This window comes from Candidatus Paceibacterota bacterium, assembly GCA_030583765.1.
Taxonomy (GTDB): domain Bacteria; phylum Patescibacteriota; class Minisyncoccia; order 2-02-FULL-40-12; family GWA2-44-9.
Genome location: CP129474.1, coordinates 104,416 through 120,835, shown reverse-complemented (window position 1 = coordinate 120,835; position 16,420 = coordinate 104,416). Strand labels below are relative to the sequence as shown.

22 protein-coding genes are annotated in these 16,420 nt (G+C 50.4%); 20 read left to right on the top strand and 2 right to left on the bottom strand.

Going from position 1 to position 16,420, the window contains the following annotated elements; all coding sequences use genetic code 11:
• Positions 1-247: 247 nt before the first annotated feature.
• From QY311_00605 to QY311_00520, 18 genes are all read left to right on the top strand, one after another.
• Entirely contained in the window at positions 248-1,714 is a 1,467-nt protein-coding gene (locus tag QY311_00605) for an ATP-binding cassette domain-containing protein (GenBank protein WKZ27245.1), read from the top strand.
• A gap of 28 nt (positions 1,715-1,742) precedes the next feature.
• Complete coding sequence (locus QY311_00600; protein ID WKZ27244.1) at positions 1,743-2,033, top strand: hypothetical protein; 291 nt, start codon at positions 1,743-1,745, stop codon at positions 2,031-2,033.
• A gap of 2 nt (positions 2,034-2,035) precedes the next feature.
• Positions 2,036-2,281 carry a GIY-YIG nuclease family protein gene (locus QY311_00595; protein ID WKZ27243.1) on the top strand — a complete coding sequence of 82 codons (246 nt, stop codon included), beginning with the start codon at positions 2,036-2,038 and terminating at the stop codon, positions 2,279-2,281.
• 71 nt (positions 2,282-2,352) lie between these two features.
• Positions 2,353-2,733, top strand: a complete 381-nt coding sequence (locus QY311_00590; GenBank protein ID WKZ27242.1) for a hypothetical protein — start codon at positions 2,353-2,355, stop codon at positions 2,731-2,733.
• An 80-nt stretch (positions 2,734-2,813) separates the two neighbouring features.
• Positions 2,814-2,975 carry a hypothetical protein gene (locus QY311_00585; protein ID WKZ27241.1) on the top strand — a complete coding sequence of 54 codons (162 nt, stop codon included), beginning with the start codon at positions 2,814-2,816 and terminating at the stop codon, positions 2,973-2,975.
• Positions 2,976-3,085: 110 nt separating this feature from the next.
• Positions 3,086-4,318 carry a DEAD/DEAH box helicase gene (locus QY311_00580; protein WKZ27240.1) on the top strand — a complete coding sequence of 411 codons (1,233 nt, stop codon included), beginning with the start codon at positions 3,086-3,088 and terminating at the stop codon, positions 4,316-4,318.
• 39 nt (positions 4,319-4,357) lie between these two features.
• Positions 4,358-5,320: a GTPase ObgE gene (obgE, locus tag QY311_00575; protein ID WKZ27239.1), complete on the top strand. Its 963-nt coding sequence runs from the start codon at positions 4,358-4,360 to the stop codon at positions 5,318-5,320.
• Between the two features lie 40 nt (positions 5,321-5,360).
• Entirely contained in the window at positions 5,361-5,936 is a 576-nt protein-coding gene (locus tag QY311_00570) for a hypothetical protein (GenBank protein WKZ27238.1), read from the top strand.
• A 61-nt stretch (positions 5,937-5,997) separates the two neighbouring features.
• Positions 5,998-6,729, top strand: coding sequence for a ZIP family metal transporter (locus QY311_00565; protein WKZ27237.1), 732 nt, complete (start codon positions 5,998-6,000; stop codon positions 6,727-6,729).
• Positions 6,730-6,735: 6 nt separating this feature from the next.
• The gene (locus QY311_00560) at positions 6,736-7,224 is read left to right on the top strand and encodes a hypothetical protein (protein ID WKZ27236.1); all 489 of its coding nucleotides are present in this window, start codon (positions 6,736-6,738) and stop codon (positions 7,222-7,224) included.
• 52 nt (positions 7,225-7,276) lie between these two features.
• Positions 7,277-8,068 (top strand): hypothetical protein, encoded by a 792-nt coding sequence (locus QY311_00555; protein ID WKZ27235.1) that lies wholly within the window; start codon positions 7,277-7,279, stop codon positions 8,066-8,068.
• Between the two features lie 7 nt (positions 8,069-8,075).
• Positions 8,076-8,315 (top strand): hypothetical protein, encoded by a 240-nt coding sequence (locus QY311_00550; GenBank protein ID WKZ27234.1) that lies wholly within the window; start codon positions 8,076-8,078, stop codon positions 8,313-8,315.
• 81 nt (positions 8,316-8,396) lie between these two features.
• Positions 8,397-9,065: a hypothetical protein gene (locus QY311_00545; GenBank protein ID WKZ27233.1), complete on the top strand. Its 669-nt coding sequence runs from the start codon at positions 8,397-8,399 to the stop codon at positions 9,063-9,065.
• Positions 9,034-10,182 carry a YibE/F family protein gene (locus QY311_00540; protein WKZ27232.1) on the top strand — a complete coding sequence of 383 codons (1,149 nt, stop codon included), beginning with the start codon at positions 9,034-9,036 and terminating at the stop codon, positions 10,180-10,182. Before QY311_00545 ends, QY311_00540 begins: the two co-directional genes overlap by 32 nt.
• Positions 10,175-10,939: a C39 family peptidase gene (locus QY311_00535; protein ID WKZ27231.1), complete on the top strand. Its 765-nt coding sequence runs from the start codon at positions 10,175-10,177 to the stop codon at positions 10,937-10,939. Before QY311_00540 ends, QY311_00535 begins: the two co-directional genes overlap by 8 nt.
• Before the next feature lie 31 nt (positions 10,940-10,970).
• Positions 10,971-11,627 carry a thioredoxin domain-containing protein gene (locus tag QY311_00530; protein WKZ27230.1) on the top strand — a complete coding sequence of 219 codons (657 nt, stop codon included), beginning with the start codon at positions 10,971-10,973 and terminating at the stop codon, positions 11,625-11,627.
• A 6-nt stretch (positions 11,628-11,633) separates the two neighbouring features.
• Entirely contained in the window at positions 11,634-12,485 is an 852-nt protein-coding gene (locus QY311_00525) for a class I SAM-dependent methyltransferase (protein WKZ27229.1), read from the top strand.
• Positions 12,486-12,496: 11 nt separating this feature from the next.
• Positions 12,497-13,255, top strand: a complete 759-nt coding sequence (locus QY311_00520) for a DsbA family protein (protein ID WKZ27228.1) — start codon at positions 12,497-12,499, stop codon at positions 13,253-13,255.
• A 50-nt stretch (positions 13,256-13,305) separates the two neighbouring features.
• Here QY311_00520 and QY311_00515 read toward each other — a convergent pair whose 3' ends face one another.
• A complete protein-coding gene (locus tag QY311_00515; GenBank protein WKZ27227.1) occupies positions 13,306-13,761 on the bottom strand; it encodes a hypothetical protein in 456 nt (151 codons plus the stop codon).
• The gene (locus tag QY311_00510) at positions 13,758-14,501 is read right to left on the bottom strand and encodes a hypothetical protein (GenBank protein WKZ27226.1); all 744 of its coding nucleotides are present in this window, start codon (positions 14,499-14,501) and stop codon (positions 13,758-13,760) included. The genes QY311_00515 and QY311_00510 overlap by 4 nt, the downstream gene beginning before the upstream one ends.
• Positions 14,502-14,593: 92 nt before the next feature.
• On the opposite strand from QY311_00510, the gene QY311_00505 reads away from it, so the two are divergent.
• Both QY311_00505 and QY311_00500 read left to right on the top strand, forming a co-directional pair.
• A complete protein-coding gene (locus tag QY311_00505) occupies positions 14,594-15,079 on the top strand; it encodes a hypothetical protein (protein ID WKZ27225.1) in 486 nt (161 codons plus the stop codon).
• A 9-nt stretch (positions 15,080-15,088) separates the two neighbouring features.
• On the top strand, positions 15,089-16,417 hold the full coding sequence (locus QY311_00500; GenBank protein ID WKZ27224.1) for a lytic murein transglycosylase: 1,329 nt from the start codon (positions 15,089-15,091) through the stop codon (positions 16,415-16,417).
• The last annotated feature ends 3 nt before the right edge of the window (positions 16,418-16,420 follow it).

Here is a 16,420-nt window from a genome sequence, read left to right as displayed (position 1 = left end):
CAAAAAGCACCACGCAATGTGGTGTTTTTTGTAGGGCCTAAGAGCACGCGAGTAATCTTACTTACTCCACGACGTTCCCTTGCAGTACGGCCGCCCAGCTATCCCTTGCGGTACAACTTCCGTACTCCCAGACCCTATGTAAATATTGCGCCTCTTATTTTGGAGCGTCAAGAATATTCCTGTGGATAACACCAAAGCGCTTTACTGCGGTGAAAAAATATGGCATACTCTCCTCTCTTTTTAGGCCATGGCACACGGGGAATCTATTATTCGTTTTGAGAAAGTGTCCTTTGAATATGGGCACAAGAAACCAATCCTTTCCGAGGTAGATTTTTCCATTCGTCGCGGTGCCAAAATAACCATCATGGGGCAAAATGGTGCTGGTAAAAGCACGTTGTTTCATCTCATGACACCATCAGGACACGCGGGCGCGCTGGTTCCGGAATCTGGTTCGGTGCATCGTGCACCAGGGCTTACGATTGCCATGGCTCGTCAGGTTATAGCGAGAGATCAGTTGGACATGACGGTGCGAGAATTTTTCCAGCAATGCTTTGCGCACAAAGTGCATGATATCGATCCCAAAATCGACGCCGTGCTTGAAGTGGTGAATCTCCATGCGCCACACGATCGTATCGTGCGCTCTTTTTCTGGAGGCCAACAGGCCCGTCTCTTGCTCGCATCCGCGCTTATTCAAGACGCAGATGTACTTCTGTTAGATGAGCCAACAAATAATTTAGACAAAGAGGGGATTGCGCATCTGCGGCAGTTTTTGGTGCAGTATAAGAAAACGTGCGTTGTTATTTCTCACGATGCAGACTTTTTGAACGCGTTTACCGATGGCGTGCTGTATCTTGATGTCTTTACGCGCAAAATTGAGCAGTACCAAGGCAACTACTTTGATGTCGTTGAACAAATTGCCGCGCGTATCGAAAAAGAAAACAGTAAAAACGCCCGGCTGGCGAAAGAGGCTATAGAGAAGAAAGAGAAGGCGAACTACTTTGCCATGAAGGGTGGTCGCTTGCGCTTGCTTGCAAAACGCATGCGTGAAGATGCGGCAGAAATGGAAGAGTCACAGGTAGACGTGCGCAAAGAAGACAAAACTATCCGTCCGTTCACCATCCCTGCACAGCAGGGACTGATTGGGCCCGTGGTGAGTATTTCTTCCGTCTCGGTGATCAAGAACCACAAAGCGACGACTAAAAAAGTAAACGTTGTACTTCACAAAAATCGGCACTTGTTACTTTCTGGCCCGAACGGCATTGGAAAGAGTACGCTCCTAGAGGCGCTTGCGTCTGGAAAGGCAAAAGGTGCGGTTATCGCACCGGGAGTGAAGATCGGGTACTACCGTCAGGACTTCTCAACGCTGCCCTTTGACCGTACTGTGCTCGAATCTTTAAAAGAGTTGGGCACCGGACTGAGTGACGAGGAGCTGCGCGGTGTTGCGGCGAGTTTTCTCATCACCGGAGATACTATTTTCACAAAAATCGGGAGTTTGTCTGAGGGCCAGAAGGGATTGGTGGCGTTTATTCATCTCGTGCTCCAGAAGCCCGGCCTCTTAATTTTAGATGAACCCACAAACCACATAAACTTCCGCCATATTCCCGTGATTGCAAAGGCGCTCGATGCATACCAAGGTGCGATGATTCTCGTGAGTCACGTGCCAGAGTTTGTGCACCAAATTCGGATTGATGAAATTTTGGAATTAGGGGAGTAGAATAGAAGAGGGCATATACCCCTGTTCTATGATCAAAACCTATCTTCGCTATATACACGAAAATCCCGATCGTTTGTGGTTTAAGCGGAAGTGGTACGGGTGGGGCTGGACACCAGTGCGGTGGCAGGGGTGGCTCGTGACTCTTATATATATTGGGTTGGTGATTCGCTTGAGCAGATTTATTGACGCGTCGCTTCCGATACAAGCAAACATGCGAGAGTTCGTGATTCCCGTCCTTGTGCTCACCGCTGCGTTTTTATGCGTAGCATATGCGACAGGGGAAAAGCCGCGCTGGCAGTGGGGCGCGCCTAAAGAGTAGGAATGTACGTCGTCTATATTCTGAAGTGCCGTGATGGGAGTTTGTATACAGGTATCACCACCGATGTGGCGCGGCGTTTGCGTGAACACAAAGCGGGGAAAGGTGGCAACTACACGCGCGCTCACGGTGCGCTGCGGATGGTGTATCAAGAACGGTGTGCTTCGCGGAGTGCCGCGCTCAAACGTGAAGCGGCTATCAAGCGGCTTTCACGAGCGCAAAAAGAAGCACGCATTCGTAAGGTGGCCTGACCAGCTCCTTTTTCTTTTGACGAAAATGGCGTTTCTGTGTAGCGTTCTGCGTTGGGAGGTGCCATGTGGCAATGAGTAATCCGTTTCCGGGTGAGCGACCTGATGACGAGTCGGAAGACCAGATCATCGAGCGCATCTCGCGAAAGTTCTTTCTGCGCCTACGCGATCTTCTGCGGGACCGATCCGACAAGGTGCGATCCGTTCGCCGCTGGGGCTCTGGCTTTCGGTGTGTGACGCAGGGGATTGATGTGCACGTATGGCGCTCGATTGGCGTTGCTACTCCGGTGTTGGTGCACGCCTCTCTGCACGAGATTGACATCATCTCGCTCGATCAGGAAGTACTCGTGGATATCGAGCGCTTGCTCTCTCAGCATGTGACAGAGCTAGAGCAGGAAGCAGCGATTCTCCGCAGGCGCTTTCTCGCCCAGCAGCTCTATGCGTACTACAAGTAGTCCGTTCCTGTTCCTCTTACCCCCGCCGAAACGCGGGGGCCGTTCTTTTCAGAAGAGTTGGAGAGGTATACAGTGGGCGTATGAATCACAACACTTCTTCGGATGCGGTATATGGTATGGGACTTATCGGCGCGGCTGTTTATTTTATTCAGCAAGCAGACTCATTTGGAGCGGGAGTCTTAGGCCTTCTCAAAGCATTTATCTGGCCCGCGCTACTGGTGTATCGCTTTCTTGGCCTGTAAACGTATTTGATCTCTTTTCAGTTTTATGGTATGATTACCCTACGTAGCTTTGATCTCTCGCGGTGAGGTTCTGTGAAACGCGCGGCGGGTTCTCTAGTTCGTATTTTACCTTGGAAAATAACACATCGCTTTCATCGTCCGGGTTTTCCGGACTCAACATCGCGCCCCTATTTTTGGAGGCGCTTGCACGCATTCACTACACAGAGCCGACGCCTATTCAGCAGCAGGTTATCCCCGTTGCTATCGAAGGTAAGGACATTGTCGGCATTGCTCAAACAGGCACTGGAAAAACGCTCGCGTTCTGTCTGCCCATGCTTCAGCGCCTCTCCAATATGGACGCGCAAGGCTTGGTGCTTGTGCCAACGCGTGAGCTTGCAACGCAAGTTGAAGAATCTATCCAGAATATAAGCGCAGGCATGGGCGTGCGCACGGCGGTGCTCATTGGTGGTGCTCCTATGTATCCGCAGGTGCGCTCACTGCGGAACCATCCGCACATCATCATAGCGACCCCTGGACGCTTCATGGATCACCTCAAGCAGAAGAATTTTAATCTTACGCGTGTGCGCATTGCGGTTCTTGATGAAGCAGACCGCATGTTGGACATGGGATTCGCGCATCAAATCACCACCATCCTGAAGATGATTTCCAAGGAGCGACAAACCATGCTGTTTTCAGCAACAATGCCTCCGGAGATTATGAAGCTTGCAACGGGACACATGCAGTTGCCTATTCGTATTGAAATCGCGCCCGCAGGGACTACTGCGTCTCGTGTGACGCAAGAAATCTTCATTGTGCCACGTGAAGCAAAGATTCCTATGGTGGAGAAACTGCTCACACAGTATCCAGGCACGACACTGATTTTCTCTAAAACAAAACATGGCGCACGCAAGCTTACGGATATGATCCGCGGCATGGGCCACACGGTTGCTGAGCTGCACGCTGATCGTTCGTTGGGCCAACGTCGTGAGGCGCTTGCGGGGTTTAAGTCGGGTGCGTATCGCGTGCTCGTTGCTACCGATATTGCGTCTCGTGGCATTGATGTCACAGGTATTGAGCTAGTCATTAACTTTGATTTGCCGATGAATCCGGAAGATTACGTGCATCGCATTGGTCGCACCGCTCGTGCAGGTGCGGGGGGCCATGCTATTTCTCTCGCAACACCTGATCAACGTGGCACGTTGCGTAACATTGAACGCATTATTCGCATGGAGATTCCTACATCAGAAGGTCCGGGGATGCCACCGCTTGCTCGCCAGAGCAGTCAGGGTAATCGTCCGTTTGCCGCTCGCCGCCGTACATTCGGTGCACGCCGTGGTTTTCGTCCTCGCCGCCGCTCATTCTAGTTGGTAGCGTGTGCCTCTTATTTGTGGCATACTTTTCTTATGTTAGTTGATGACGTAACTATTACCGTAAAAGCTGGTGATGGCGGCACGGGTGCCGTCGCTTTTGATAAAAACAAAATGAGCCTCGGCCCTTCTGGGGCCAGCGGTGGAAATGGCGCAGATATTTTTATGGAGGGCGTTGCGGACATTGGCGCGCTTGCACAGTTTCGCAATAAAAAAGAGATCAAAGCAGATAACGGTGAAGATGGTAATCCTCAGTTTCGTGATGGTCGCGATGGGGAGCCAGTAGTGCTCAAGGTTCCTGTGGGCACCGTTATTCATAATCTTGATACGGGAGAAGATCAGGAGATCATCAGCACGCATGATCGCGTGCTCGTGGCTCGTGGTGGAAAGGGTGGGAAAGGTAACTTTCACTTCCGTTCTTCGACCAACACGAGCCCTAAGGAGTTCCAAGAAGGGTTGCCGGGAGAGTTTTTTCATATTCGCCTTGAATTAAAACTTATCGCCGATGTCGGTTTCGTTGGGCTTCCGAATGCGGGAAAGTCGAGCTTGCTCAATGAACTCACGAACGCGAAAAGTCGCGTTGCGAATTATCCTTTTACGACACTGGAGCCGTATCTTGGTTCATACTACGGGCTCATTCTTGCGGATATCCCCGGGCTTATTGAGGGTGCGTCGCAGGGGAAGGGGTTGGGTATTCGCTTCTTACAGCACGTTGAGCGTACAAAGACGCTCTTTCACCTCATCTCTGCAGAATCACTTGATCCGGTCGCGGATTATAACACGGTGCGCGGTGAATTGACGGCATATCGCGCATCGTTCGCCGAGAAAAGTGAGCATGTGTTTTTGAGCAAGAGCGACGTGGTTGCGCCTGAAGTGTGCGCTGAACGTCTTCTGGCACTCAAAAATGCGGGCATATCAGCGGAGCCGCTCTCTATTCATGACTCTGAAAGCCTCGCTCGCGTTGAGGCAATATTGCGGGACATACAGAAAGAAAAATAGAGCCTTGCGCGTTGCAACTGGTTTTCTATACTAGCGGCATATGAATAAAGCCTTATTACTTGGGATTGGAGGAGTTGTTGTCGTTGGCGGTATTGCGTGGACGGTTATGAGTGGCGGGGACGAAAGTGACCTTAGTGGCGGCACTACGCTTGCGGGGCAAGAAGAGACGACGCTTCGCTCGCTGCTTGGTAGGGAATCACAGAAGTGCATATATGCGTTACCAAATTCTCCGGCTGACCAAACGGCTACGGCATATATTGCCGGTGGTAGAATTCGTCTCGAAGCCGTAGAGGGGGCTCATAGTCTTCTTAGCGATGATATCGTGTATATATGGCGAGATGGGGAATCGGTTGGTATAAAAATTGAGCCAACCGCCGAAGCTGCGAGTACTGACGGTGATAGTTTTGATGATCGGGTGAAAGTCTCGTGCGAAAATTGGCGCGCCGACATGTCGCTGTTCGAGATTCCAAAAGACGTCACGTTCCGTGATCTTTCTTCTCTTGTGCCCGGCGGCAACACGAGCGGCTCTTCTGGGGCAAGCTCACAATGCGGCATGTGTGCATCATTGCCAGCAGATCAACAGGCAGCGTGCAAGCAGGCTCTTAACTGCAAATAGTACGTAAGAAATAGCATCAGGTGCTCTTCCGATGTTCGCTCAAATAGGGTATTCTATCTCTATGTCAGCATTTAGTTCTCTGATAGGGGCAACGCTCCTCATAAGCGCCGGATCTCTTATTGGCGCACTTACTCTTTTTTGGCAGGGTGCTCAGGGGAAAAAGGTTTTACTGCTGCTTGTGGGGCTTTCTGCAGGAGCGCTCATCGGTAATGCGTTTCTCCACCTATTACCAGAAGCGGCTGAGTCTCTTGAAAGCGTATTGCTATTCCGTCTCGTTCTCGTCTCGTTTGTCGTCTTCTTCCTTATCGAGAAGGTGTTGCACTGGCGCCATTGCCATAATGGCGTATGTCCCGAGCATTCATTCGGCACGATGAATCTCATTGGAGATTTCGTGCACAACTTCATCGACGGGCTTATTCTTGCTGCGACATTTGCTGTCGACGTTTCATTAGGGTGGGTGACTGCCCTAGCGGTTGCGATGCACGAAATCCCTCAAGAAATTAGTGATTTTGGCGTGCTCCTTTACTCGGGCTTCTCGCGTGGACGAGCTCTTGCATGGAATTTGTTTGTGTCCCTTGGCGTCGTGTTCGGTGGGATTGTGGGTTGGTATGCGGTTGAGCATGTTACCGACATTGTGCCACTCTTACTTCCTATTGCTGCTGGTGGATTCTTATATATCGCCGCCTCTGATCTGATGCCTGAGTTGCGCCGAGAGACGCAATTCAATACTTCCGCGCTTTCCTTTATGATGTTTCTCATCGGTGTTGCAATGATGTTCGTGATGGGCGACTAAAAAACAATGACAGCACGCGCGTTACAACGATTTCTACGCACGAATAGCTACCCACTCCTTTTTGCCGCGCTTATTTTTACCGCGGGGTGGTTTATTTTAAAGGGCCAAACGATCACATTCCCCGGCGTGCAGGTTGGCAAGAATGCGCTACTTGTGGTTGATCAGCGTCCTGGGCTTGCAGCTCGTGTGGAGCTTGCCGCGCTTGATCGTCCAGGTTTTGTTGTCATTCAATATGCGATTGTGCGTCCTGGTGCGCGTTCCTATGCTGGCGCAACACCCCTTCTTAAGGTTGGTGAGCATCAGGGCATAGAAATTGTACTCTCGAGCCCGAGTAAGCACGGAGAGGGATATGTCGCGGTGCTCTATGCTGATGACGGAGATGGGCGGTTTGATCCACTGCTCGACAAACCAATTGCTGATGTGTGGAAGAACCCTATCGCGGCGCTTTTCCATACGCTCGATTCTGCGCGAGATTCGTGGGATATTCGTTTCTAGTGGTGTGCATAAGCGTTCTTGCGCTTAGGGGGCAGCGTTATATACTTATTTCATGAAACGACATTCAATCGTGTTTGTTGCAGTCGCTGTAGCGTTAGTGGGTGCATATGTGCCTGCAGCGCGCGCAGAGAATGATGTAAAATCAGCATCTCCATCGCCAAAGATCGAGTTGCGTGAGCGAGAGCGCGAGGAGCTAAAAAAGAAGCTCGAAGCTGAAAAAGAAGCCGTAAAAAAGAGGCAAGAGGTTGAAAAAACAAAGCGTGAAGAGGATCGCGAAGCGCTCAAACAGAAAATGGAAAAAGAGCGCGAGGCGCTAAAAGATCAGCGTGAAAAAGAGCGCGAAGCTTTTAAAAAGAAGCTCGAAGCGCTGAAAGATGAGAAAAAGAAGCAAATCGTAGAGCGCATTGATGGTCAAATTGATGCTCTCAATGCACGGATTACAAACCACTTTGCTAATGTGCTTGAGAAGATCGAAAATGCTCTCTCGCGCATTGAAGCTCGTGTTGCAGGGCTTAAGAGCGAAGGGAAGGATGTAACAAAAGCTGAGGCTGCTGTTGTTGCTGCGAAAGAGGCAATTGCAGAAGCGCGGGCGCGCGTTGAAGCGCAGGCAGGTGAGGCATACGTTATCACCATCACGACTGAGGATAAACTTGGTTCAGCGGTGTCTACTGTCCGTAAAAATCTCCATGAGGATTTGAAAGAGGCGCAGGAGGCTGTGCGCGATGCGCATAGTGCTGTAAAATCGCTTTCCGAGATCGTGCGCAATATCATCCGTGGGCCAGAAGCGGATGATGATGTCTCTCCATCTCCGATGCCAAGTGCATCTCCCGCAGTAACGCAATAATAATTCTATGAATGATTCGAATGGTTCGTTTAGCTGGCTGTGGGCAATTGTGCTCATCGCACTCGCCGTCGTTATAGGATGGGTGCTTATGCAACAAGGTGCGTCAGAAGAAGCTGATCTCAAGAAAATGCCAGCGCCTTCAGTTGCGGCATCTCCAACGCCTGACGTGCTTGAAGTGAATGCTATTGAAGATGTAAATCTCGATCAGGAATTACGAGAAATCGATAGCGCGGCTCAGGGCCTCTAGAAAGTGCATGTATAACAATAAGCCGGCGGAAGCCGGTTTATTGTTATTGTGGCAACCCACGAAAATATGCGAAGATGTGCCATGCCTATGAAGTCTCGTGATGCGTTGAGACGTGAGCTCAAAACAATCCTTACCCAGAAGGAGCGTTCCCTGATGCGCTCGTTACGCACCCCAGAGCGTATCCAAGACTTCCTTTCTGCGCTTCCCGCAAATCACGAGATTGGCGGCGATTCATGCCATTCACCACGAATTGTGATGCGCGAAAGAAACGCACATTGTTTTGAGGGTGCCCTCTTTGCGGCAACGACGTTATGGTATCACGGACATAAACCACTACTGCTCGATCTTCAAACGGCTCCGCATGATTTTGATCACGTAGTCGCTCTATTCCAACGCGATGGCCTGTGGGGCGCAATTAGTAAAACTAACCATGCGGTATTGCGGTGGCGAGATCCTATCTATAGAACAGTTCGCGAGCTTGCCCTCTCCTATTTTCATGAGTATTTTCTTGATTCAGGAGAAAAAACATTGCGCGCCTACTCGCGCCCATTTTCTCTTGAGCGGTTTGGAGTGCAGTGGGTGGCTTCTGACGAGCCGCTTTGGTATATTGGTGATGCCCTGGATGCGTCGCCTCATGAGCCAATCGCTCCAGCGCGTGCACTGCGACGCGCAAGACGAGCTGAAGCATTTGAGCGGGCCGTCATGTCACGCGAAGAATATGCCCGCACTCATACAAAAGACAATGAGTGAGCACCATCATGAATTTCATAATCATAAGCCACACGGCCTTCTTGCGGTAGGCATTTTTTGTATTTCCCTCGCGATGCTTTGGTTTGGAGGTTTTTTCTCTGCTGCGCGTAGCACTGATTTGGCTGATGAACGCATTTTCTCCGGATCTGTATTAGAAGTGCTCGAAGAGCGCACGGTTCCAAGTATTGTGCCCGATCGCACTATTCGCGAGCAAAAACTTGCCGTACAGGCATCGCTTCCCGATGGCGTGCGTACCGTTTCTGTTATGAATGATTTTGTACCATTGGCGACTGGAGATCGAGTATACGTACAACAGACAGGGGGAAGTGAAAGTGAGCAGTTTTTTATCGTTGACGTGCAGCGTGGACGGGGTTTGCTGGCGCTTGCGGCCCTGTTTTTTGGTGTAGTTGTTGCTATGGCGGGGAGAAAGGGGCTCTATGCGCTGTCGGGTCTCATTTTTAGTTTTGCTCTTATTATCACTTGGATTGTGCCGCGCATTTTGGCTGGAGATGATCCGGTGATTGTCGGCCTCGTGGGCTCTCTGCTTATTCTCATCGTGACACTTGCGGTTTCATATGGCGTTAATCGTAAATCTATTTCAGCGCTTCTTGGCATCATGATCGCCTTACTCGTGGTCGCTGCCCTTTCTCGCGTGGCGGTAGGCGCACTCCATTTCTCCGGGTTTTCCGCGGAAGAAGCCGTGTATTTAAATATGGAGTCGGAGTATACGGTGAATTTAGTAGCCCTCGTAGTGGCGGGTATCATCATCGCCGCTATCGGCGTGCTTGATGATATTGCTATCACACAGGCGGCAACGGTATTTAGTCTCGCGCGGACCGATCCGCGCCTTACGCGTATGCAACTATTCATACGAGCGATGGATGTGGGTCGAGATCATGTTTCTGCGGTGATTAACACATTAGTACTCGCGTATGCGGGCGCGTCGTTGCCGCTGGTACTCTTGGTGAGCGTTCGTAAGTTTCCACTTTCATTTGTGGTGAATGGAGAGATTGTCGCCGAAGAAATTGTGCGCACACTCATTTCTTCGACAGGTTTAGCGCTCGCCGTTCCAGCCACGACGCTTATAGCAGCCTATATGGCAAAACGTGATGCGTAACGTATTTACCTCACTATTTTTCGGCATTGGCGCGATTCTCGTGGTTGCCGCGTACGCGCTCGGTCTTTTTCAAGGAGAGCCGCAACAAGCCGCTGTCCCTTCTCAGCTACCATCGCCCACACTTCCTGCTGCCACACCAACTCCATATCCTTCAGTGCGCGCGACCCCAGAGCGCGTTTCGCACGCTGTGCCGTTTATCGCCCAAGCGCCATTTGGTGATTGGGCTGATCCGCGTCAGCAAGGCGCATGTGAAGAAGCCACGATGCTCATGGCGGTGCGGTGGGCACGCGGAGAGGCCATCCACCCACAGTCAGCGCTTGAGGACATCTTTGCTCTTTCTGATTTTGGAAAAGCGCGCTTTGGTACTATCCGTGATACGTCAGCGCAAGACACAGCATTATTTGCTACAGAGTTTTTCAATTATCCCCACGTGTCCGTGCGCCACAATATAAGTATTGATGATATTCGGCGTGCGCTGGCCGATGGCGCCGTTGTTGCGGTGCCGACGAACGGACAAGTCATTGGGAATCCGTATTATACGCTCCCAGGATCTGCATATCACATGTTGCTGATTATCGGGTACGACGATGCGCGTGGTGTTTTTATCACGAACGACCCAGGAACCCGACACGGTGCATCGTTTGAGTATCCTTATGCCACTCTCTATAACGGCATTCGTGATTATCCCACGGGTAACCATGAGCCTATACCGGCGGTGCAAAAATCCATGATTGTTATATCGTCGGCTACACGTTGATTTCGTGGCGAGACAGGGTATACTCACTGATATGCAATTTCCTTTTTCACAACGGGGAAGCGGCACCCTGTGGGTGGTTCTGCTTATGGTGGCGAGTGTTGCCGCGCTCGTCTTGCTCACGTATCGACCTTCTCAAAATGGATCGGGCACACTTTCAAGTGCTCCTGTAGAAGGGGAGGACCGTATCCAGGGATCGCTCACCGCTCCCGCGGTGCTTGTCGAGTACAGTGACTTCCAGTGCCCTGCATGCGCACAGTTTGAGCCGTTGATTAAGCAGGCACAAGATGAATTTGGAGACAAGCTTACATTGGTATATCGCCATTTCCCTCTCCGCACTATTCATGCCAACGCGAATCTTGCCGCACAGGCGGCAGAAGCCGCTGGTGCCCAGGGCAAGTTTTGGGAGATGCATCGCATTATCTTTGACCAGCAACAGGCATGGGCCAATGCACAGAATGCCCGCGACCTCATGATAGGCTATGCCCGCCAACTTGGTCTTAATGCGCAGCAATTCGTCCGCGATATGGATGCCGATGCAACAAAAGCCCGCATTGATCGGGACCTTGCTTCCGGAGTCGCATCGGGAGTAACGGGTACGCCATCTTTTTTCCTGAATGGCAAAAAACTTACTCCTTCTTCCAGCGAAGGCTTCCTGAACAGTATTCGCGCTGTCATCGAGCAGCAATAACCACTCATGGAAAAGCTCACGAGCATTCCCAGCGTTGCACGACCAATCCAAGAGTTTGCTGACTTCACGTTTGTGAGTTGGGAGCGAGACATGCACCCTCAGTTCAAAGCGGGCGTCAGTGACGTAGAGACTCATTTCTTCGCCACCTTCATACGAGAGCACGGTATTCGTTCGGTCATCGACTTCGGCGTGGGGAGTGGAGTGACACTCTCTGCGCTTCTTACAAAACTTGCCGAGAACGGGCATACGCTTGAGCGTGTCGCTGGAAACGACGTGCAAGATTCCTTTTTGAGTCGCGCCCGCGGACTCTTTGAAGAAAGGGGACAGAAAGTTGAGCTACATCAAGCGAATTGGCTTGATCTACCAGAAGGGATTCCTCCGTATGCGCCGGAATCTTTTGAGTTCGGCATTCTGACTGGCACTTCTTTGTCCTATGTGGGTGGTGGGACGCTCGCGCATACGCGAGCTCTCCAGAAAAGTGTTATTCGTCGACTCACATCTCTCATAAAACCGGGTGGGCACATCTTCATTGATCTTCGTAACTATAGCCACCTTGCGCTTCTCATGCATGAGCCGGAACGTGCCGGAGAAGTGGTCATTGACCCTTCGACCTACTACCATGGGTTCCAGAGTCACGTGGTGACCTTTCCCGCGTATGTGAGCGACAGCCTTGTTGTCATGCATTTCTATGACACAGAAAAGAAGATATGGAGCAAGCTCGATATCTTCCCACTGTTCCCGGAAGAAATGGCATCATTGCTGAGTGAATATTTCACTATCGAGCATACATTCTACGATTTTGAGCCGGAGCATAAAACAAAAAGTCTTTTTACGCAGTATATCGCTAAAAAGAAATAACTACATTGACTATGAATCACATTGACCCACAATCCCACGAAGCCCAATCGCACAGCGAACCGCATGCGCCAGCGCCCTTTTTTCATGATGCTACGGGTGGGCGCCCTCCTTTGGACGTGAACAAGCTTATTCTCGCCGGAGCCATTGTATTTGCCGGTGTTCTCGTGGCGGGTGCGGTGATTTGGACTAATATGCGCCAGCCTGCAGACGGCTCTCCGCGTACTGCAAAGGTATCGGTTGATGACGATGCAATTTTAGGAGACACCAAGGCGCCCGTGACCATCATCGAATTTAGTGATTATCAGTGTCCATTCTGTCGTGCGTTTTGGCGTGAAACCTACCCACGTCTCAAAAAGGATTTCATAGAAACAGGCAAGGTACGTCTTGTGTTCCGCGATTTTCCTCTCTCGAGTCATCCCGCGGCAATTCCAGCAGCTCACGCAAGTGAGTGTGCGGAAGAGCAGGGCAAGTTCTGGGAGATGCACGATATTATCTTTGCCGAGCAGGATGCTAAAGGCGTGGGGACGGTCTCATTCTCTAGCGACGACCTTAAGCGCTGGGCTGGTAAAATTGGGCTTAAGCAGAATGAATTTAACGCCTGTTTAGATAGCGGGAAATATAACGAAGAGATTGCGAAGGATCTCAAAGATGGAGTCGCATCCGGCGTCTCGGGAACTCCAAGCTTCTTCATCAACGGCAATCTATTGGTGGGAGCACAACCATACGAGACGTTTCAAGCGGCTATTGAGCAGATACTGGCTGATAAATAAGGTCCGTGCTTCTCATGTATAGCGATAGAACAACCGGCTTATGCCGGTTGTTATTTGCAGATTACTTCACAATTGGGAGACGGGGTGAGTTGTGGCGTGCTACTTGGGAGCGCGCTCGCGGCCGGCGTGGATTGCTGAGAGCTTGTCGTGCCTATGCGGTCTAAAAGTATTTGTGTTGGCGATCGTTCAGAAATTGATTCTTGAAGCGATTGAATGACGGCGTCAGAATTTTGAAACTGCTCTACCGCTTTTTGAAGCGTTGTACGCTCCACGGCACTTAAATTCTTTGACTGAAGGAGTAAGGGGGCTTGCTCTGCAAAAAAAGTGCGGAGGGCTTCTTGGTGCGGCGCAAGATTCTCAATCAGAATCTCATTTTGCGTTTTAGGAATAACGGCATCTATAAGCTGGCTTCGGAGCGAAGAAATTTGATCAGGAAAAGGAAGCTGCCCTAATGAAAGAGAGAAAATGCCCACGAGCGCCCCCACAAGGAGAATCAGGTACATCATGATCTTGGCGTAGGCGTCGGAAGGGGAGGAAGGTTCTGCTGGAAATTAACCAGATCAGGATTAATAGTTTTGAGAATTGCGTATGCGGCGAGAAGGAACAGTGCACCGACGAAGACATCTTGAATGTCGCTGCGTGCTTTTGTGACTGCGCTTGGGTTGTCGGCATTCATAAGGATCGTAAAGCCACTCTTTACAATCATAAAGAACATAATGGCGCCAAGAAGTAATATGGCCCACTCATAGACCTGTGCGATCATGCCCCCGAGCGTTTTATCGGTGGTGATAGGTGCTGGCGATGCTGTGGACGAAGGGGCTGGAGTTATTGCCAAAAACGGTTTTTGGAACGAGAGTGGCGAGGATTGCACAGATGGCGTCTGATTGCCAACTCTTACTTTAAAGGATAATGCGATCGACGGATTCTCCCCACCACCAAGCTGGTTCCATATTGCATCACTTAAAGCAAAGGGAGCTTCTGTCGATGCTCGGCCATCGCTTGGGAATATGGCCGTATAGGTCGTATTAACCTTTTGAGAGCCGCTATAAACTTCTATATGTACAACGGTGTTTGTACAGTCATTGCCAAACACCTGCATATTAACCTGTTGTCCATTGCCGGGCACTACGTTTGTTTGGCTCCACGACGCGCTTGTAAGCGTACACGCGGCATAAGCGTTCTGTGGTAGTAGCAGGAAGGCAAGAGAGCTTGCAAAAACTGATAAAAAGACGTGCAGTGTGCGCATATACTCTATTATATCCCTTTTTTTGCTTTGTTTTTTTAAGGAATGTCTATAAGCTCCGTTGCGATTCTGAGGTCATCTTGTATCATGGTGCTATGAAATCACTGGGCATCTTATTCTTTGTTCTCTTAGGCGTTATCGTTGGTGCGTGGCTATGGCCTGAGGATCAGCAACTAAGCTCCATTATTTCTCCAACGCCTACACCACCCGAAGTGTCGCCCTCGGTGAGTGTTACTCCTTCCCCAACGAGCGCTTCTCCTACGTCAACGTCGCCAGCTCAGAGCGCCACGCCAGAGGCGAGTAAGAATTATACTATTACCATCCGCTCATCCGGAGTCTCGCCACAGGAGCTCACGATTCGTCCGGGTGATTCCGTAACATTCGTGAATGAGAGCGCCGAAGGCGCATGGCCAGCATCAGATCCGCATCCGTCTCATACGCTGTGTCCATTTTTTGATGCCGATAAGCGCATGGCAATTGGCGAAACATACTCAGTGACATTCCCGAGAGCGCAAACATGCTCTTTCCACAACCACACGAACCCCAGCAGTGCGTTTAAGGGAGTTATCCGTGTGCAGTAGCGTTCTTACATGGTGAAATCATTTTATCGTTTATCCATCGGCGTATTCGTACTCCTCTTTTCTCTCTGTGGGGGTGTTTTTGCTATTCAATCGGCGTCTGCTGCGGTTGCTGATGAAATTGCGGAGCGCACGCGTCAGATTGAAGAGATCCAGCGACAGATTAATGAGTTGCAGGCACAAGTTGATGCAAACAGGGGAAAGGCCTCAACGCTTCAAGGAGAAATAAATCGCCTGAATGGTCAGATCAACCAACTTAATCTAGAAATCCGGAGCCTCAATCTTTCTATCGAGCGGACTACTATTGATATTCGTGGCACGTCAGACAATATTTCAGAAGCCGAAACAGAATTACAGAAACACAAGGGTGCACTCGGTAAATATGTGCAATATGCCTATGAGCTTGATAAGCTCTCACTTACTGAAGTGCTGCTTAATAATGACACGCTCTCGGATTTCTTTAGTGATCTCAATAATGTGCAGACAACGCAAGATAGTCTACGGTCGGCTATTGCGAGTATTCGAGAACTAAAAACTGGCCTTGAGGAAAAGAAGATGTCTCTTGAGGAAAAGAAAGAGGAGCTTGAGCGTCTCAAGAGTATTCAAGAGATAGAGAAGCGCATGATTGACACGACCAAGGCGCAAAAAGATCGCGTGTTGCGCGAGACGAAAGGACAAGAATCTAAGTACCAAGAATTGGTACGCCAGAAAAAACTTGATCTTGAGCGTATCCGTGATCAGATTACCTATTTGCAACAGAATGGTGTGACCGCTGAAGATGCGGTAAAGTTTGGGCAACTTGCGGCACGGCGCGCTGGCATTCGTCCGGCATATCTCATTGCCGTGCTAGAAGTTGAATCTGGCCTTGGGCGAAATGTCGGACGCTGCAATCGTGCTGATGACCCCGCATCAAAGAAGTGGGAAGCGATCATGCATACACGAGATCATAAGCCATTTCTTGCGGTAACGGCGCAGCTGGGTCTTGATCCGAATAACACGCCCGTATCATGCCCACAGATTGTTAATGGTCGGCAATTAGGCTGGGGTGGCGCTATGGGGCCGGCGCAGTTCATTCCTTCCACGTGGGTGGCGTATGCAGAAGAGGTGGCGCGTCTTGTGGGGCGCTCGCCTGCAAATCCATGGAACATTGAAGATGCGTTTATGGCGGCGGCAGTCAAACTTGCGCGAGGTGGGGCGACGGCACAGACCCGGGCAAGTGAAGTTGCGGCTTCAAAAGCATACTATAGTGGAAATTCTAAATGCTCCTCTAGTTCATGTAACTCATACGCAAATGCTATTCAAAAGAAAGCTGCTACGATTGAAGAAAACTTAGGAGAATAATGT

What these genes read in the sequence shown, in the direction of transcription:
- QY311_00585 (WKZ27241.1), top strand. Translation starts at nt 2,814, where the DNA reads ATGAATCACAACACTTCTTCGGATGCGGTATATGGTATGGGACTTATC.
- QY311_00555 (WKZ27235.1), top strand. Translation starts at nt 7,277, where the DNA reads ATGAAACGACATTCAATCGTGTTTGTTGCAGTCGCTGTAGCGTTAGTG.
- QY311_00595 (WKZ27243.1), top strand. Translation starts at nt 2,036, where the DNA reads ATGTACGTCGTCTATATTCTGAAGTGCCGTGATGGGAGTTTGTATACA.
- QY311_00520 (WKZ27228.1), top strand. Translation starts at nt 12,497, where the DNA reads ATGAATCACATTGACCCACAATCCCACGAAGCCCAATCGCACAGCGAA.
- QY311_00535 (WKZ27231.1), top strand. Translation starts at nt 10,175, where the DNA reads ATGCGTAACGTATTTACCTCACTATTTTTCGGCATTGGCGCGATTCTC.
- QY311_00505 (WKZ27225.1), top strand. Translation starts at nt 14,594, where the DNA reads ATGAAATCACTGGGCATCTTATTCTTTGTTCTCTTAGGCGTTATCGTT.
- obgE (WKZ27239.1), top strand. Translation starts at nt 4,358, where the DNA reads ATGTTAGTTGATGACGTAACTATTACCGTAAAAGCTGGTGATGGCGGC.
- QY311_00510 (WKZ27226.1), bottom strand. Translation starts at nt 14,501, where the DNA reads ATGCGCACACTGCACGTCTTTTTATCAGTTTTTGCAAGCTCTCTTGCC.
- QY311_00560 (WKZ27236.1), top strand. Translation starts at nt 6,736, where the DNA reads ATGACAGCACGCGCGTTACAACGATTTCTACGCACGAATAGCTACCCA.
- QY311_00605 (WKZ27245.1), top strand. Translation starts at nt 248, where the DNA reads ATGGCACACGGGGAATCTATTATTCGTTTTGAGAAAGTGTCCTTTGAA.
- QY311_00600 (WKZ27244.1), top strand. Translation starts at nt 1,743, where the DNA reads ATGATCAAAACCTATCTTCGCTATATACACGAAAATCCCGATCGTTTG.
- QY311_00590 (WKZ27242.1), top strand. Translation starts at nt 2,353, where the DNA reads ATGAGTAATCCGTTTCCGGGTGAGCGACCTGATGACGAGTCGGAAGAC.
- QY311_00515 (WKZ27227.1), bottom strand. Translation starts at nt 13,761, where the DNA reads ATGATGTACCTGATTCTCCTTGTGGGGGCGCTCGTGGGCATTTTCTCT.
- QY311_00565 (WKZ27237.1), top strand. Translation starts at nt 5,998, where the DNA reads ATGTCAGCATTTAGTTCTCTGATAGGGGCAACGCTCCTCATAAGCGCC.
- QY311_00500 (WKZ27224.1), top strand. Translation starts at nt 15,089, where the DNA reads ATGGTGAAATCATTTTATCGTTTATCCATCGGCGTATTCGTACTCCTC.
- QY311_00545 (WKZ27233.1), top strand. Translation starts at nt 8,397, where the DNA reads ATGCCTATGAAGTCTCGTGATGCGTTGAGACGTGAGCTCAAAACAATC.
- QY311_00530 (WKZ27230.1), top strand. Translation starts at nt 10,971, where the DNA reads ATGCAATTTCCTTTTTCACAACGGGGAAGCGGCACCCTGTGGGTGGTT.
- QY311_00525 (WKZ27229.1), top strand. Translation starts at nt 11,634, where the DNA reads ATGGAAAAGCTCACGAGCATTCCCAGCGTTGCACGACCAATCCAAGAG.
- QY311_00540 (WKZ27232.1), top strand. Translation starts at nt 9,034, where the DNA reads ATGCCCGCACTCATACAAAAGACAATGAGTGAGCACCATCATGAATTT.
- QY311_00550 (WKZ27234.1), top strand. Translation starts at nt 8,076, where the DNA reads ATGAATGATTCGAATGGTTCGTTTAGCTGGCTGTGGGCAATTGTGCTC.
- QY311_00570 (WKZ27238.1), top strand. Translation starts at nt 5,361, where the DNA reads ATGAATAAAGCCTTATTACTTGGGATTGGAGGAGTTGTTGTCGTTGGC.